The organism is Bradyrhizobium sp. Ash2021 (genome assembly GCF_031202265.1).
Taxonomy (GTDB): Bacteria; Pseudomonadota; Alphaproteobacteria; order Rhizobiales; family Xanthobacteraceae; genus Bradyrhizobium.
Genome location: NZ_CP100604.1, coordinates 4,374,059 through 4,390,401, shown reverse-complemented (window position 1 = coordinate 4,390,401; position 16,343 = coordinate 4,374,059). Strand labels below are relative to the sequence as shown.

12 protein-coding genes and 1 pseudogene are annotated in these 16,343 nt (G+C 61.9%); 7 read left to right on the top strand and 6 right to left on the bottom strand.

The window, feature by feature from the left end; all coding sequences use genetic code 11:
• Positions 1–588: 588 nt before the first annotated feature.
• Positions 589–2,286, top strand: coding sequence for a methyl-accepting chemotaxis protein (locus tag NL528_RS20850; RefSeq protein WP_309184535.1), 1,698 nt, complete (start codon positions 589–591; stop codon positions 2,284–2,286).
• A gap of 80 nt (positions 2,287–2,366) precedes the next feature.
• Positions 2,367–2,597, top strand: a pseudogene (locus tag NL528_RS20845) (transposase); the annotation flags it as partial.
• Positions 2,598–2,731: 134 nt separating this feature from the next.
• Here the strand turns inward: NL528_RS20845 and NL528_RS20840 are convergent.
• A complete protein-coding gene (locus NL528_RS20840) occupies positions 2,732–3,142 on the bottom strand; it encodes an NADH:ubiquinone oxidoreductase subunit NDUFA12 (RefSeq protein ID WP_309184534.1) in 411 nt (136 codons plus the stop codon).
• Between the two features lie 264 nt (positions 3,143–3,406).
• Here NL528_RS20840 and NL528_RS20835 point away from each other — a divergent pair, with 264 nt between their 5' ends.
• The 3 genes from NL528_RS20835 (at position 3,407) to NL528_RS20825 (ending at position 7,018) form a co-directional block, all read left to right on the top strand.
• A complete protein-coding gene (locus NL528_RS20835; protein WP_309184533.1) occupies positions 3,407–3,940 on the top strand; it encodes a BA14K family protein in 534 nt (177 codons plus the stop codon).
• Between the two features lie 417 nt (positions 3,941–4,357).
• Positions 4,358–4,762, top strand: a complete 405-nt coding sequence (locus NL528_RS20830) for a response regulator (RefSeq protein WP_309184532.1) — start codon at positions 4,358–4,360, stop codon at positions 4,760–4,762.
• Positions 4,763–4,771: 9 nt separating this feature from the next.
• Positions 4,772–7,018 (top strand): CHASE3 domain-containing protein, encoded by a 2,247-nt coding sequence (locus tag NL528_RS20825; protein ID WP_309184531.1) that lies wholly within the window; start codon positions 4,772–4,774, stop codon positions 7,016–7,018.
• Between the two features lie 207 nt (positions 7,019–7,225).
• Here NL528_RS20825 and NL528_RS20820 read toward each other — a convergent pair whose 3' ends face one another.
• The gene (locus NL528_RS20820; RefSeq protein WP_309184530.1) at positions 7,226–8,122 is read right to left on the bottom strand and encodes a DMT family transporter; all 897 of its coding nucleotides are present in this window, start codon (positions 8,120–8,122) and stop codon (positions 7,226–7,228) included.
• A gap of 741 nt (positions 8,123–8,863) precedes the next feature.
• Here NL528_RS20820 and NL528_RS20815 point away from each other — a divergent pair.
• Complete coding sequence (locus tag NL528_RS20815; protein WP_309184529.1) at positions 8,864–12,601, top strand: vitamin B12-dependent ribonucleotide reductase; 3,738 nt, start codon at positions 8,864–8,866, stop codon at positions 12,599–12,601.
• Between the two features lie 141 nt (positions 12,602–12,742).
• Here NL528_RS20815 and NL528_RS20810 read toward each other — a convergent pair whose 3' ends face one another.
• Both NL528_RS20810 and NL528_RS20805 read right to left on the bottom strand, forming a co-directional pair.
• Positions 12,743–12,871 (bottom strand): hypothetical protein, encoded by a 129-nt coding sequence (locus NL528_RS20810; RefSeq protein WP_309184528.1) that lies wholly within the window; start codon positions 12,869–12,871, stop codon positions 12,743–12,745.
• Between the two features lie 135 nt (positions 12,872–13,006).
• The gene (locus NL528_RS20805; protein ID WP_309184527.1) at positions 13,007–14,053 is read right to left on the bottom strand and encodes an acyl-CoA desaturase; all 1,047 of its coding nucleotides are present in this window, start codon (positions 14,051–14,053) and stop codon (positions 13,007–13,009) included.
• 395 nt (positions 14,054–14,448) lie between these two features.
• Between NL528_RS20805 and NL528_RS20800 the strand changes: the two genes are divergently transcribed.
• Positions 14,449–14,985: a hypothetical protein gene (locus NL528_RS20800; protein WP_309184526.1), complete on the top strand. Its 537-nt coding sequence runs from the start codon at positions 14,449–14,451 to the stop codon at positions 14,983–14,985.
• Here NL528_RS20800 and NL528_RS20795 read toward each other — a convergent pair.
• Entirely contained in the window at positions 14,931–15,200 is a 270-nt protein-coding gene (locus NL528_RS20795; RefSeq protein WP_309184525.1) for a DUF2312 domain-containing protein, read from the bottom strand. The genes NL528_RS20800 and NL528_RS20795 overlap by 55 nt on opposite strands.
• Positions 15,201–15,425: 225 nt before the next feature.
• Positions 15,426–16,271 (bottom strand): SDR family NAD(P)-dependent oxidoreductase, encoded by an 846-nt coding sequence (locus NL528_RS20790; RefSeq protein ID WP_309184524.1) that lies wholly within the window; start codon positions 16,269–16,271, stop codon positions 15,426–15,428.
• Between the last annotated feature and the right edge of the window lie 72 nt (positions 16,272–16,343).

The following is a 16,343-nucleotide window of genomic DNA, read 5'->3' as shown; positions in this document are numbered from 1 at the left end:
GAATTCCACACAAGAAAAAGGCCGCCTGGTTTCCCAGACGGCCTTTCCTGTCTCACGGCGGCGCCACATTGACGGGCGATTTCAGAACCTCGAGACCGGGGGCCTATCTCCCGGCCGTATCCTGATCGGGTGCCGCTGCATATCGGGGCAGTCGCGAACTGGAGCCCGAACCGTACGCGATGGTCTCCCATCTCCGTAAGATGTCCCCATTCAGCCGCGTGCCGGCCGCGAACGCAAGAACGCGGCGGCCGATGTCCCCGCTGTTCCCGTTATTCACACGGGTGTCTCGCGCCTTTCGGGTCCTGGCAGTGTCCTATTTCTTTTCGAGCGCACGCTTGGGCGGAAGCAAATCCCGTATCAGCCACCCCCTGCCGGAGCGACGATACAAACGGCCCGCGCGCCGATGGCTCAGGCGACGAACTGCCGAGGAAGCCAACCACTGACGTCAATGCTTGCCGAGGAACATAAGAACAGCCTGATCGCAAGCGTCAGGGTTGTCCTCCCGGCATGATTGTACGTCGTTCTCAATAAAAGCTTAACTGGTAAAGAGATACTGTCGCCGATCGCTTCGTCACGAAGGCACTCATCATGCGGCATCTTACTGTCTACAATCGTTTTGCGATGATCATCGCGGTATTGACCGTTGTTTTCGTCGCCGCGCTAGCCGTTCAAGTGATGGTCCTTCGCAATACCATTATCGAGGAACGTCAGACCAAGGTGTTCGATCTGGTCGAGGCCGCGAAGAAGATCCTGTCGAATTACGAGGAAAAAGCCAAAGCCGGCAAGATCTCGGCAGAGGAAGCGCGGCAACTTGCTTTCGATGCGATCGGCGCAATGCGCTGGGGCAAATCCGCTGACTATCTCGGAATCTACGGCGCCGGCAGCACCAATGCCGGCGTTACCTATGTGCACGCCAACCCGAAATACATCAATGTCAATCGCTGGGATTACAAAGACAATCAGGGCCAGCTGCTGATTCAAAACATCGTTGGCAAAGCCCGCACCGGCGGCGGTTACCTCGAATACCGGGTGCCGAAAGCGGCGGGTGGTCCCGAGCTGCCGAAGCTCACCTATGCCGGCGGGTATGGTGAGGGCGAAAAGCTGCTCGCAATCCAGGCAGGCGTCTATAACGACGATATCGACGCAGCGGTGTTCGACCGCGCGATCTGGATTGCCGCGGGCGGACTGGCGGGATTGCTCGTCGCGGGATTGGCCGCATTCGCTCTCGGTCGCGGCCTGGTTCGTCCGCTCGATGCGATATGCGGCGTTATGGACGGTCTGGCGAAGGGTGACTTGAGCGTTGAGGTCCCGTTCGTGGAGCGTCGTAACGAGATCGGCCATATCTCGCGCAGCCTGGCCGTTTTCAAGGATCGGTTGATTGACGCCGAACGTCTCCGCGCCGAGCGGGAAGAGACGACGGCTCGCGCCGTAGCGGAACGGAAATCGGCCATGAACCGGATCGCGGGCGAGTTCGAGAAAAGTGTCGGCGGCATCGTCGCCGGGGCGGCTTCGGCAGCCGCCGAAATGCAGCGCTCGGCGCAATCGCTGTCCGCAATCGCGAAGGAGACGGCGCGGCAGAGCACCACCGTCGCCGCTGCCGCGCAACAGACCACGTCGAATGTGCAGACCGTAGCTGCCGCGGCAGAGGAACTTTCGACATCGGGCCAGGAAATCTCCCGTCAGATTGTTCACTCGGCATCGATAGCGCAAAGCGCCGTTGCGCAGGCCGACCGCACCAATGCCATGGTGGAAGGGTTGGTGGAGGCGACCCAGAAGATCGGCGAGGTGATGGGGCTCATTCAAAACATCGCCGGACAGACCAACCTCCTGGCCTTGAACGCGACGATTGAGGCCGCACGGGCCGGCGAGGCCGGCAGGGGCTTTGCCGTGGTGGCAAGCGAAGTGAAGGCGCTGTCGACACAGACCGCGAAGGCAACCGAGGAGATCGCCGATCAGATCCAGGCGATCCGCGATGCTACCGGGGCAACGGCCGGGGCGATTCGCGAGATCGGCGCCACCATCGGGCAGATCGACGAGATCGCCACAACGATCGCCGCCGCGGTGGAGGAGCAGGGTGGATCGACCAAGGAAATTGCCCGCAGCGTGCAGCAGGCCGCGCAGGGCACGCAGGGGGTCATGCAAAATATTGCCGGCGTGACGCAGGCATCGGGCCAGGTGGGAACTGCCGCTGAAATGGTTCTCGGTTCGGCCGGCGAACTCGCAATGCAGTCCGAGCGCCTGAAGCAGGAGGTCGAGAGTTTTCTCGCGACAGTGCGGGCGGCGTAGCCTTACTACTGACGGAGAACAGATGTTCGGCATTTTGAAAGATCAGTCGCGGCGGGTTCTGCCTCAAAAATGCCAATCGGGCCGCCAGTCACGACGCGGCCGTGCAGATGATCGATACCTCGGTCGTGCGGGTGCACCGGCACGGAGCCTGCATCGCGGACAACAGTCACCAAGATATGGGTCGCTCGCGAGGGGGCCTAACGAGCAGGATTCACGCGGTGGTGGATGCCAATGGCCTGCCCGTCGATCTCGCCCTCACGCCCGGTGAGGCGCACGATAATCGGCTATGCTCGGTTCTTCTCAGCGCCTTGCTTCCGCAAACGGTCTCGAAATGGCGGATTGGCGCGCTCGTTGAGCCCGAAGTACCATGCCGAAGCAGACGCATCATATGTCCAACAGGCAGCGGATCCGAGTTCGCGGCCGCGCAATCGTCGATGACGATGGTTTAGTTTCCCGGCGTCCAGGCCTGGTAGTCGCCGGTGGCCGCTGGCCGACGGCCGCTGGCCAGCGTCGAGCCGGAGGGGCGATAGGCCGAAGGCGTCCCCGTCATGTTCGGGACATGCGGTTTTTCCCACTCGCGCGCCGCATAGTCTTCTTCGGTCGGTGCGACATCGACGGTGTGGTGCAGCCAGCCATGCCATGACGGCGGCACCTTGGTGGCCTCGGCGTATCCGTTGTAGACCACCCAGCGCCGCTCAAAACCCAGCGTCGGATCGACCTTGCGGCCCTTGGTGCGGTAGTAGGTATTGCCCTGCTCGTCCTGGCCGACTTTCTCGCCGAACCGCCAGGTCCACAATTGCGTGCCAAAAGTCTGGCCGCTCCACCATGTGAAGAATTTGAGCAGAAACTGTTTCATGAACTCAGGCCGGTTTGAGATGCTTCGGCTCTGATGCCATCGGCGCGCTGAATTGTCCAGATAAGTCCTGATATGCCTGCCCCGCTACCGCTACGGTGTGAACCTGCGACTTTCGGCGGCCAATTGTCGCGGAATCGGCGCAATCTGTTCATTTCTCATACAGTTCCTATCTGACAGGTTGAGCGTTGCGCACAATCGATGCGCGGGCTCGGGAACGTCCACCCGCCCCATGGGTTGAGAAATGTCCCGCAGATGGAGCCAATGATGATCAATCTTAAGGTTTTGAGTACCGTCGCAGCCATGGCGCTGGTGTTGCCCATGGTCGTGCCGAGCGAGAGCTTTGCCCAGAATCTGGGTAGCAAGGCTGCGGGCGGCGGCGGTGTCCGCGGCGGCGGTGGTGGTGGCGGAGTGCCACGCATGGGCGGCGGTGGCGGCGGCTTCACTGGCGGCGCGCCCGGTCCGAGATTTAGCGGCGGCGGTGGCGGTGGCCGCGTCTATGGCGGTGGTGGCGGTGGCTATTATCGTCACGGCGGCGGTGGCGGCGGATTCATTCCGGGTGCGGTCGCCGGCGCCGTGATCGGCGGCGCGATCGCCTCGCAGGGTTATTACGGCGGATCGGACTATTACGCGCCGGGCTACTACGACAACGGATATTATGACGACGGCGGCGCCGTCGCGGTGGCGCCGACGCCCGGCGGCGATGATGCGGTCGCCTACTGCATGCAGACCTACCGTTCCTACGATCCGCAATCGGGAACGTATCTCGGCAACGACGGTTACCGGCACCCCTGCCCGTAACGGCATCCGGACTTCGTGAATTCAAAAGGCGGCGCATCTGATGCGCCGTCCTTTTTGCGTCAGGAAGAACGCGATGACGTTTCTTCGAGTCGTTATCCCGCTCTATCTTTTCGTTTGAGCATGATCTCCGCGCAAACGCTTTGCGTTTGTTGCGAGGGAAAACCGGCACCCACTTTTCCGAGCGGCGATATCCGGGCGCGATCCGCTGGAACGGCAATCGAGATGGCGGGAGACATGGCGGGGCTGGATCCGAACGCGAATGGCGCAGTTGCATTCAATCCGACACACAGTGCCAATTTGCTCCTAAGCAAACCTTATATGCACTCTACGATACAGACGCCCCGTCGCTGTTCCGCCTTAATCACGCCATGGGCCGCGGTGCGAATCGCCTGACCGCAACCAAAAAAAGGATCGATCGTGCCGCGCGTTCTCGTGGTCGATGACGACCCGATGGTATGTGTCGCCATCGAGGTCTGTCTTCAGCGTCAGGGTTTCGAGGTCACCGTCGCCGACGGCGGTGAAGCGGGAATGCGCGCGCTCGAATCATCCGAATACGACGTGATGCTGATCGATGTCTTCATGCCGCACATGCGCGGATTCGAATCGATTCGGATGTTTCACGAGCGCAGGCCGGATGTCCCGATCGTTGCGATGTCCGGCTACGCCTTCGCCAATACCGAACGGGCGCCGGATTTCCTGCGCATGACCATCGAACTCGGCGCGGCATGCTGCCTGCGCAAGCCGTTCACGCCGAACGCGCTGTTGACCACCATCAATCAATGCCTCACCAGGCCGACCTCCTCCGCTCGCCTCAAAAAATAAAAAGCCTCAATGCCTTCGCAGCGTATTATCCTTGGAATCGGCCTCGCAATCCTCCTCCTCATCGGCGCCGCCTCGATCGGTCTCGACGTCAAGTCGCGGCACGACACTGCTGCGGTCAATCATACGCTCGAGGTGCTGACGAAAATCCTGGATTTGCGGTTGCGCGTTCGTGGCGCGGAGAGCGCCGCACGCGGCTTTACGCTCAACGGCGACCCCAATCTCTTGAACGAATACAATGAGTCCCGCGACCGGATCACACCGGCGTTCGCGGAGCTGGCCGAAGCAACCAGGGATCATCCCGCTCAGACCCGACTGCTCAAGGACACCGAAACACTGGTTGCCCAACGGCTTGCCGTCAGCAACGAAGTGCTGCGGCTGCTGGCGGCGGGCGACACCGCGGCATTGGCGGCGCTGCGGGCCAAGGGAGAAGGCCGTGCGGCGACGGCGGCGATCGGCACCAATTTCGACAGGTTGGCTGCCGAGGAGGATAGGCTGCTTGCGGTGCGTTCCGCGGAATCCCAGCTCACCGGGCGCGTGCTGCTGGCGATCGATCTCGCCGGCGTGGCGCTGATCCTGATCCTTACGACCGCCCTCACCCTGGAAAGCCGCCGCTCGCGCCGCGAGTTGCAGGACTCGCTCAGTGTGACCAAGGCCGCCAACGAAACCCTCGAAGCTGCCGTTGCAGAGCGGACCGAACATCTGGTCGCCGCCCACGAGGAGCTGCGCCATTCGGCGGATGTGCTGCAAAACACCTTCAACAGCGTGGCGGAAGCCGTGCTGGTGATCAACGCCAAAGGCGAGGTTTTGCTCGTCAATGCCGCCGCCCGGCAAATGCTTCGCTACCGAGACGGCATGACGGTCCATCAGCTGCGGCAGCTGAGCGTCGCCTACCGCGCCGATGGCGTGACCAAGCTGACGGCGGACGAAATGCCTTCGGCGCAGGTGCTGCGCGGCGAACCGTTCGCGCAACAGGAGATCGTCATCCGTCCGACCGACGGCCGCGCGGCGCTTCATCTCGTCGTCAGCGGACGGCCGTTGCGCAGTGCTTCCGGCGCCATCAGCGGCGCGGCGCTGGTCTACCACGACATTTCCGCATCGCGCGAAACCGAGCGCAAGCTGCAGCAGTCGCAAAAACTCGACGCCATCGGCAAACTGACCGGCGGCGTCGCGCACGACTTCAACAACATGCTGACCGTCATCACCGGCACCACCGAGACGCTGGTCGCCGGTCTTCAGAACTTGCCGACGCTGCAGAAGACCGCCGAGCTGATCGACCAGGCGGCGGAACGCTGCTCGGAGCTGATCCAGCATCTGCTGGCCTTCGCCCGCCGCCAGCCGCTGCAACCGCGCAATGTCGATATCAACGGCACCGTTCTCGATATGGCAAAACTTCTGCGTCCGACGTTGGGAGAGCAGATCGAAATCAACTCGATCCTCGAGCCGGAAGAGACCACGTCGCATATCGATCCGTCGCAACTGGCCAATTCCGTGCTCAATCTGGCGATCAACGCCCGCGATGCGATGCCCGATGGCGGCAAGCTGTTGCTGGAGACCCGGAACGTCGTGCTGGACCAGGCCTATGCGGCGGCCAATCCGGAAGTGCTGCCCGGACCCTATATGATGCTGGCGGTCAGCGACACCGGCAGCGGGATGTCGAAGGCGGTGCAGGAGCGCGTGTTCGAGCCGTTCTTCACCACCAAGGAAGTCGGCAAGGGCTCCGGGCTCGGCATGAGCATGGTCTACGGCTTCGTCAAACAGTCGGGCGGCCACATCCGGATCTATAGCGAGGAAGGCCACGGCACCACGGTCAAGCTGTATTTGCCGCCGGCCCGCAGGACGGCCGCGGCCACTTCTCCCGCCGCCGCGCCGTCGTCGGGCGGCTCCGAGACCATCCTGGTGGTGGAAGACGACACGCTGGTGCGCGAGTTCGTCGCGGCGCAGTTGCGCAGCCTCGGCTACAAGACCGTGACCGCCGCGGACGCCCGTGCGGCGATGGTCATGGTCGAAAACGGCCAGCCGTTCGATCTGCTGTTTACCGACGTCATCATGCCCGGCGGCATGACCGGCCGCCAGTTGGCCGACGAGACGACGAAGCGCCGGCCCGGCATTAAGGTGCTTTATACCTCGGGCTATACCGACAACGCGATCGTGCATCACGGCCGCCTCGACCCCGGCGTGCTGCTGCTGACAAAACCTTATCGCAAATCGCGCTTGGCGAAGATGGTGCGGCTCGCGCTCGAGGGCGAAGGTGCCTAGCGCATTCCAGTTCGGTGGCTTCATCCTTCGAGACGCCCGCTTGCGCGGGCTCCTCATCAGGATGAGGCTTCGAGACGCGGCGAAGACGCCGCTCCTCAGGACGAGGTCCGAGATAGCTTCACAGCCTTTCAGGATGAGGTCTGGTATTAGACCCTCATGGTGAGGAGCGCGGCAACGCCGCGCGTCTCGAACCATGTGGCCCCCTAATCACGACCTTGTCGCCAGCACGACGCCGGCGAGCGTGCACATCAGCGCGATGATCTGGGTCGCGCCGAGCGGCTCGTGCAGTGCCAATGCCGAAGCGACGACGCCGATCACGGGCACGGCCATGGTGCCGATCGCCGCCACCGATGCCGGCAGGCGTGCCAGCGCGGCAAACCAGCTGACATAGGCGATGCAGAACTGGATCACGATCGAATAGACCAGCAGCCACCAGCCGAGTGGCGAAACCTTGTCCAGATGCGTGGTCTCGATCAGGAGCCCGGCAACCGCCACCGGAAAACAACCGAGCCCGATCTGCCAGGCGGCGGCCGGGATCGGCGCCAGCTGCAACGGCAGTTTCTTGGCCAGCACCGTGCCGAGCGCAAAACCGATCGCCCCGGTGAGCGCCATGATGATCCCCGGCAGCTTGGCGGCACTGGCGGTGAGGCCGTTGCCGCCCATGATGGCGGCGAGGCCCGCAAACGCCATCAGCAGCGCGAATGTCCGCAACAAGGTCGGACGCTCGCCGAGCACCGGCCAGGCCAGCATCGAGGCCCAGACCGGCATCGTGTAGGCGATCAGCGCGGCCTCGCTGGCCGGCAGCCAGAGCAGCGCCAGCCCCATCAGCACCATCCAGCCGGTCACGTTGAGCAGCGCCGCCAGCATCAGGCGCGGCCACAGCCTGCGCGGAACTTGCAGGCTCTGGCCGCGCGCCAGCGCCAGCGCGGCCAACAGGCACGCACCGATCACGCCGGTCAGGCCGCGCAAGGTCAGCGGCGGCAGCTCGCTCAAAAGGTACTTTGTTACTGGCCAGTTGAAACCCCAGCCCACCGAGGTGATGGCGAGGAACATCAAGCCCGCGGGTGCGATGCGCGCCCGCGCCGTCGGTTTTGATTCTGTCATGGAGCCCGGCAATGGGGTGGAATCACCCCTCACCTTCCCCCTTATCGCGGCCTTCGACCACGGGCGCGCGGACATGCCAGCCCGGACGTCCCCGTAGCCTTACGTGAGTCTTGGAAGTGCAATCCCAAACCGCGAATAAATAGTTCGCCTGTGAACAGCGGGCGCAGTCTCGCTCCACAGCCTGTGCGTAATTTTTTTCCCTTGGGAATCCCTGAGGACTCACTGATACTTGGACCCATCACAAGGGCGCGATGCCCCCTGTTTTCCCAACCTTTCCACCATATTTAGTATTTGATTCAGGAACTCGTACTAGTTCTTGACGGGCGCAACGGAGTTGGCCTAGTTTTCTTCCTGTTCGGCGCGAGTGTGTTTGGGTCCCCGCCGGTCGCTCCCAAAAGGGTTCCGAAATGACCACTCCGTCGGCCAGCGAAGGCAGCGGGTGAGGCTTTTCTGCCCCCAAATTTGGGGGCTTTGGGGCGCTAATAATGAGCCGGAATCGGCTCAGCTGGAGTGTCGGAGTGACGTGCCAAAGCGGCGCGTTGGGGCGTTGAATACGGCAACCTCACGCCGGTGCGTAACGGCACCTGCATGAGGCGCCAGAGAAACAGAGGCCGGGTTCACCGGTTGAGCTGCGGATAGAGAGACCAGGGTTGCACGCCAGCCGTGGTCTGGGAGTCCGCTCAAGGAATAACATCCGGCGCCGCGGTAGAGCGGTCCGGTCAAAGAAGACGGGGCACGACCATGCGAATCGAACGACGCAACACCACTCAGGGACAGTCACCCTACGCAGGGATTGATTTCAGATTGACGACATCGGAGATCCGCAATCCCGATGGCTCGATCGTGTTCCGTCTCGAAAATGTCGAGGTTCCCCAGTTCTGGTCGCAGGTCGCCTCCGACGTGCTGGCCCAGAAGTATTTTCGTAAAGCGGGCGTCGCCGCGCGCCTGAAGAAGGTCGAGGAAGAGACCGTGCCGTCGTGGCTGTGGCGCTCGGTGCCCGACACCGAGGCGCTGGCTTCCCTGCCCGAGAACGAGCGCTATGTCAGCGAACTCTCGGCAAAGCAGGTGTTCGATCGCCTCGCCGGCTGCTGGACCTATTGGGGCTGGAAGGGCAGCTACTTCTCTTCGGAGGACGACGCGCAGGCGTTCTACGACGAGCTGCGCTTCATGCTCGCCAAGCAGATGGTCGCGCCGAATTCGCCGCAGTGGTTCAACACCGGCCTGCACTGGGCCTACGGCATCGATGGCCCCGGCCAGGGCCACTACTATGTCGACTGGAAGACCGGCAAGCTGACCAAGTCGAAGTCCTCTTACGAGCATCCGCAGCCGCACGCCTGCTTCATCCAGGGCGTCGACGACGACCTCGTCAACGAGGGCGGCATCATGGACCTCTGGGTGCGTGAAGCGCGCCTGTTCAAATACGGCTCCGGCACCGGCTCCAATTTTTCCCGCCTGCGCGGCGAAGGCGAAAAGCTCTCGGGCGGCGGCCGCTCCTCCGGCCTGATGAGTTTTCTGAAGATCGGCGACCGCGCCGCGGGCGCGATCAAGTCGGGCGGCACCACGCGCCGCGCCGCCAAGATGGTCGTGGTCGACGCCGATCATCCCGATATCGAGACCTACATCGACTGGAAGGTGAAGGAAGAGCAGAAGGTTGCGGCGCTGGTCACCGGCTCCAAGCTGAACCAGAAGCACCTGAAGGCCGTGCTGAAAGCCTGCGTCAATTGCGAAGGAAGCGGCGACGACTGTTTTGACCCGGAAAAGAACCCGGCGCTTCGCCGCGAGATCAAGCTGGCGCGCCGCGCGCTGGTCACCGACGCCATGATCAAGCGCGTCATCCAGTTCGCCCGCCAGGGCTACAAAGAGATCGATTTCCCGATCTACGACACCGACTGGGATTCGGAGGCCTACCTCACCGTCTCCGGCCAGAACTCCAACAACTCGGTCTCGCTGAAGGATGATTTCCTGCGCGCGGTGGAAACCGACGGGACCTGGGATCTGATCGGCCGCACCAACAAGAAGGTGACGAAGACGCTGAGGGCGCGCGACCTCTGGGAAAAGATCGGCCACGCCGCCTGGGCCTCGGCCGATCCCGGCCTGCACTTCAACACCACTATGAACGACTGGCACACCTGCAAGGCGTCCGGCGATATCCGCGCCTCCAATCCGTGCTCGGAATACATGTTCCTGGACGACACCGCCTGCAATCTGGCGTCCGCCAATCTGATCACCTTCTACTCGACCTCGACCAAGCGTTTCGACGTCGAGTCCTACGAGCATCTCTGCCGGCTCTGGACCGTCGTGCTGGAAATCTCTGTCATGATGGCGCAATTCCCGTCGAAGGCGATCGCCGAACTCTCCTACGAGTTCCGCACGCTCGGCCTCGGCTTTGCGAACATCGGCGGCCTGTTGATGACCATGGGTCTTCCTTACGACTCAAAGGAAGGCCGCGCGCTGTGCGGCGCCCTGACCGCGATCATGACCGGCGTCGCCTATGCGACCTCGGCCGAGATGGCGAAAGAGCTCGGCCCCTTCCCCGGCTACAAGAAGAACGCACAGCACATGCTGCGCGTGATCCGCAACCATCGCCGCGCGGCGCACGGCGAATCCCGCGGCTATGAGGCGCTGGCCGTCTCACCGGTGCCGCTGGATTATGCCAGCGTGCCGCAGACCGACATCGTTGAGCACGCCAAGGCCGCCTGGGACAAGGCGCTCGAACTCGGCGAGCTCAACGGCTACCGCAACGCGCAGACCACCGTGGTGGCGCCGACCGGCACCATCGGCCTCGTGATGGATTGCGACACCACCGGCATCGAGCCTGATTTCGCGCTGGTAAAATTCAAAAAACTCGCCGGCGGCGGCTATTGGAAGATCATCAACCAGGCGGTGCCCGTGGCGCTGCGCACGCTCGGCTATCGCGAAAGCGATATCGCGGAGATCGAAGCCTATGCCGTCGGCCACGGCTCGCTCTCCAACGCTCCCGGCATCAACGTCTCCACCCTGAAGGCAAAAGGCTTCACGGACGAAGCGCTGGCCAAGGTTGAGGCTGCCCTGCCGACCGCGTTCGACATCAAGTTCGCCTTCAACAAGTGGACCTTTGGCGAGGATTTTCTGCGCGACACCCTCAACCTCGCGCCGGAGACGATCGCAGCCCCCGGCTTCGATCTGCTCGCCGCGGTCGGATTTACAAAACGCGAGATCGAAGCCGCCAACGTGCACATCTGCGGCGCGATGACGGTGGAAGGCGCGCCGCATCTGAAGGCCGAGCACTATCCGGTGTTCGACTGCGCCAACCCCTGCGGCAAAATTGGCAAACGCTATCTCTCGGTCGAGAGCCACATCCGGATGATGGCGGCGTCGCAGCCGTTCATCTCGGGCGCGATCTCCAAAACCATCAACATGCCGAACGACGCCACGGTGGAGGATTGCAAATCCGCCTACCTGCTGTCCTGGAAGCTGGCGCTGAAGGCCAACGCGCTCTACCGCGACGGCTCAAAGCTGTCGCAACCCTTGAACTCGCAGCTGATCAGCGATGACGACGAGGAAGACGACGCGATCGACACCTTCTACGACAAGCCGATGGCGGCGCGCACCGCGCAGGTCTCGGAAAAGATCGTCGAGAAACTGGTCGAGCGCATCGTCGTCATGCGCGAGCGCGAAAAGATGCCGGATCGCCGCAAGGGTTACACCCAGAAGGCAGTCGTCGGCGGCCACAAGGTCTACCTCCGCACCGGCGAATATGACGACGGCCGGATCGGCGAGATCTTCATCGACATGCACAAGGAAGGCGCGGCACTTCGCTCCTTCATCAACAACTTCGCGATCGCGGTCTCGCTCGGCCTGCAATATGGCGTGCCGCTGGAAGAATATGTCGACGCCTTCACCTTCACCCGCTTCGAGCCCGCGGGTCCCGTGCAGGGCAACGACTCAATCAAATACGCGACCTCGATCCTCGACTATGTGTTCCGCGAGCTTGCGGTCAGCTACATGTCGCGCTTCGACCTCGCCCATGTCGATCCCACCGAGTCGAGCTTTGATGCGCTCGGCAAGGGCGTCGAGGAAGGCAAGTCGCCCGATCCGTCGCACTCGACCCGCTATGTGTCGAAGGGCCTGACCCGCTCGCGCACCGACAATCTGGTGGTGATGCGCGCCAGCGACGCTGACGCCCGCTCCTCCAGCAACGTCACCGCGATCGCCTCCCACGGCCCAAGCGCCCGCGTCACCGACACCCTCGAAGGCGCGGTCGCGCTGAAGCAGGAAACCCAGCACGATCTGTCGCCGACGGAAAAGCTGGAAGCGATGCAGTGGAGCAAGGCCGGCGCCGCCGCCCAGACAGCACCCAGCAAGGCCGAGCGTCGCGCCGAAGCCAAGGCAAAAGGCTACGAAGGCGAGATGTGCGGCGAATGCGGCAACTTCACGCTGGTGCGGAACGGCACCTGCATGAAGTGCGATACGTGTGGGAGCACGACGGGGTGTTCGTGAGACTCTTGATCAGCGAAATAGGAAGGCCGCTCGAAAGAGTGCCGCGACGGGCATAAAGCGCCCCCCTACCACCTCTACTTTCGTAGATGATGGCAAAACCCCGCCGGCAACGGCGGGGTTTCTCTTTACCGGTTTTAAGTTTTAGGCGCCTTCGGCGTGTTCACCGGCTGCTGTCGAAAGCTTCAAGCCGATGTTGAAATACGCCTTCGGAGAATCCGGATCGGTGGGCCGGGCGCGGAAACCCAACGCCAAGGCGGCTGCGATCAGCATGCCGTTGGCCAGGTATCCGCGGGCGAATGTCTCCGCTTCGTGCTTCAGACCATAGCTTCCGGATCTGGTATTGAACGTTTTCCGCCGTCCGAACCTGGGAGCGAGGGGTCCGGCTTCCGGGAATAGCGGGCAAGTCTACCTTCCGGACGAGCGAAGGTCTTCGGCGACGCGGTCGAATGGGATCTGGATGGCGTCGGCCCCAAGGCCGCCGTGCTGCGTATCTGGCGGTAGGGACCGTCGACGCGCGCCGGCCGCGAAAATGTCGTGAACGAGCCCGAGTTTCCCAAGCCCCCGAATAATCAGGCCATTGATGTCGATCTCGTACCAAGCGTGCGAAAGGTAGGCGTCCCGCGGAAACCGATGATGGTTGTTGTGCAGTCCTTCACCGAAGGTGAGGATCGTGGTCACCAACTCGTTGGTCGTGCCATCATTGAGCTCGAAGCGACGGTAACCGTAGCGACCGTCGCTATGGCAGACCGAGTTGACCAGCGAGGTGGCCATGGTCATGACGTAGCTGCGGAACAGGCCGGAGAACAATACGCAGCCGATCATCGCGTGCACGCCGCCAAGCGCGTAGCCGATGGCGCCCGGAATGAACACCGCCGAGATCGCGTACCAGTACCAGCGCGTCCTGGTGAAGAACATGGCGATCGGGTCGGCCAGAATATCCTTGGCGTAGTATTCGGCATCGGTGGTCGCCTGGTCCCACACCCAGCCGCCTTGCGCATGCAACATCCCCTTGACGAAGCTGACATGGCGGTTGCCGGCGCCGTCATAGTAGGGGCTGTGGACATCGCCGGGTTTGTCGGAGTGAAGATGGTGCCGGCGATGATTGGAGACCCATTTGAGCACCGAGCCCTGCACCGCCATCGTGGCGATCGCGGCGAGTAGCGTCCGCATGACCGGACCGCAGCGGAAGCTGCGGTGGACGAAGTAGCGATGCATGAAGCCGATGCCGACCGTGCTCAGCGCGAACATGCCGACGAAGACCGAACTCTCCACCCAGCCGATGCCTTGCGTGAATGCCCAGACCAGCGCCGCGATCGAACCTGCGATCATGATGCCGAACGCGATGTAGGAATCGCGAAACTTGGCGTCTACCACCGGGCCATCAAAAAGCACTCCTGGTGGCATTTTCTGGTCCGCACCTTCCTCCGACACCACGCCCTGAATTGCGGTCATTTTAGCCGATCCATTCATGGAAAATTAACTCTCCTGCGACGCACCGTACAGACGCGGGTTATTTCTAGCAAGGACTCGATCGGCCGCGGGAGCGCGGAGCCGGGACTAAAAAGACGCGTCACAGCGCCCCTGTTCAAAATGACGCTCTTGAGGCAAGCGGGCGGGAAAAATCGTCGGAAAACCAGATTTCACGGGCTTTCGTGCATGTGGTGGCGAGTTCGATTTTAGGGGACGTGCTTTGCCGGCAAGGAGCGTCTCACCTGTCGGCGCGCGGGATTCGCGTTGCGCGATTTCAATGGTTTGTAGATGCGCCAGGGGACGCGTTATGCCCGGCGCCGCAAAGAGCGGCCTTTTTCTTGCCCGAGTTGGGAAGGTGGCGCGGCGGGATAATCAGCATGATTATGGATGAGAGCGAGCTTCAATATGGCGAGTTGAACTATGAGAAAAGAATAGTCGCATACTTCGACGTTCTTGGTTGGTGTTCAGAGATCGAACAGGCGGCAAATGATCCAAGAAGAATCGCGCGCATAGCCATGGTTCCGAAGTTATTTAGCCGAGGTGTTTCGCAGATGGCTGCCCAGGCATCTGGCTCTCATCTCACTTCGTTCTCAGACAACGTGATTGTTAGCGCTCCTTATACCGCGGATCGATTGCAATCCTCACTCGACGGTCTCGCAACCATTCAGCTTGGAGCAGCACTCGCAGGATTTTGGCTGCGAGGAGGGATTACAATTGGACCACCAGCAAGTAGCCCGGATGAGCGAAGCGACATCCGGGACAACTCTAACGTCACCCCGGATATCGCGGAGCCAGTCATCGGGCGCAAATTCGCGCGACCCGTTGGCCCATCCGGGCGACCCTCGCTTCTTCGATCGGCTCAGGCCGCCTTCGCTGCCTTTTCCGGCGGCGCCGTTTCCATGGCCCGCATGTAGAGATCGAGCAGGCTTTCGCGCTCGTCGCGCTCTTCCTTGTCTTCCTTCCTCAGCTTGATGATCTCCCTGAGGATCTTGACATCAAACCCCTCGCCCTTGGCCTCCGAAAAGACCTCCTTCTTCTGCTCGCTCAGTTCGTGCATTTCGGTGTCCAGATTCTCGATCCGCTCAACGAAAGAACGAATCCGCCCGCCGGGAATGGTGATGTCAGACATGGTACCTCTTTGTTGAATGAGGTCGTGAAAATGACCCCAAACAAATAACCAATGTCTTAACCCGGGAAGCCGCCGGCCTCGGGAACCCGATATTCCCTGGACACACTACACGAGCGTGATTTCGATTTCAGCGCGTAGGGCGGATTAGCGGAGCGTAATCCGCCGTTACGGCTTTATACCAGGCGGCGGATTACGCCTTCGGCCAATCCGCCCTACGGCCTGCGTTCATGATCCGGTTGACCCTGCCAAGGATGATGACGAGCCGGCAGATGCGGATTTGCTGGCAAGCCCTTTACCAAGCAGGTCCGCCTCCATCTTCCGCGCAAGAGAAGCCGGCACGAGGGCGTTCAAGATGCGGTTCATCCGGCCTGGTACGATTTTGGAGCGGTTTTTGAGCAGACCGCTGAGGCCCTCAGATACGCACTGCTCGACGCTCATCGGTTTCATCGGCATGGTCTTCGGATCGAGGCCGAACTTTTCGAGCACCGCTGTGTTCGTAAACCCGGCTGCCAGTACCGTGACGTAGACACCTAGAGGTTTGAACTCATAGTGAAGCGCCTCGCCAAGGCTGTGTACATACGCCTTCGCGGCTCCGTCATTCGCCATACAGGGAACGCCGCCTTCCGCACCCATTGCCCCCGCGAGGATCAAGCCGCCCCGCTTCCGCTTGGCGAGTTTCGCGCCGAAATGGTGGGTGATGTCCAGATGCGCCATCGTACTGAGCCGCAAAGTCGCCTGAAGCAACTGCCGATCAAGCTTCAAGAACTCGCCGGGATTTCCGGTGCCGGCATTGGAGACGACAAGGCCGATGTCGAGATCGTCAGTGGCGGAGGCGAGTTGCCCGATGAAATCCTCCCGAGAGACATCAAGCACGACGGCTCGATGCTCCACACCGTAACGCTTGCTAAATTCAACGCCTACTTCCTTAAGCAGGCCCTCCCGCCGCGCAACGAGGACAATGTTGATTCCTGAAGCTGCGATTTGCCGCGCAAATTCCTTGCCTATTCCGGACGAGGCACCCGTGACGAGTGCCCAGGGGCCGAACCTTTTTTTATCGAGTGCTACTCTCATCTTTTTGCTCCGTTCCGCCTGCTTACGATTGCCAAACGCCCATCGAGGCGGGGAATATCGCCAGAACTCCAA

Coding starts and splice junctions, on each gene's coding strand:
- NL528_RS20850 (WP_309184535.1), top strand. CDS start 589: ATGCGGCATCTTACTGTCTACAATCGTTTTGCGATGATCATCGCGGTA.
- NL528_RS20840 (WP_309184534.1), bottom strand. CDS start 3,142: ATGAAACAGTTTCTGCTCAAATTCTTCACATGGTGGAGCGGCCAGACT.
- NL528_RS20835 (WP_309184533.1), top strand. CDS start 3,407: ATGATCAATCTTAAGGTTTTGAGTACCGTCGCAGCCATGGCGCTGGTG.
- NL528_RS20825 (WP_309184531.1), top strand. CDS start 4,772: ATGCCTTCGCAGCGTATTATCCTTGGAATCGGCCTCGCAATCCTCCTC.
- NL528_RS20820 (WP_309184530.1), bottom strand. CDS start 8,122: ATGACAGAATCAAAACCGACGGCGCGGGCGCGCATCGCACCCGCGGGC.
- NL528_RS20815 (WP_309184529.1), top strand. CDS start 8,864: ATGCGAATCGAACGACGCAACACCACTCAGGGACAGTCACCCTACGCA.
- NL528_RS20810 (WP_309184528.1), bottom strand. CDS start 12,871: ATGCTGATCGCAGCCGCCTTGGCGTTGGGTTTCCGCGCCCGGCCCACC.
- NL528_RS20805 (WP_309184527.1), bottom strand. CDS start 14,053: ATGACCGCAATTCAGGGCGTGGTGTCGGAGGAAGGTGCGGACCAGAAA.
- NL528_RS20800 (WP_309184526.1), top strand. CDS start 14,449: ATGATTATGGATGAGAGCGAGCTTCAATATGGCGAGTTGAACTATGAG.
- NL528_RS20795 (WP_309184525.1), bottom strand. CDS start 15,200: ATGTCTGACATCACCATTCCCGGCGGGCGGATTCGTTCTTTCGTTGAG.
- NL528_RS20790 (WP_309184524.1), bottom strand. CDS start 16,271: ATGAGAGTAGCACTCGATAAAAAAAGGTTCGGCCCCTGGGCACTCGTC.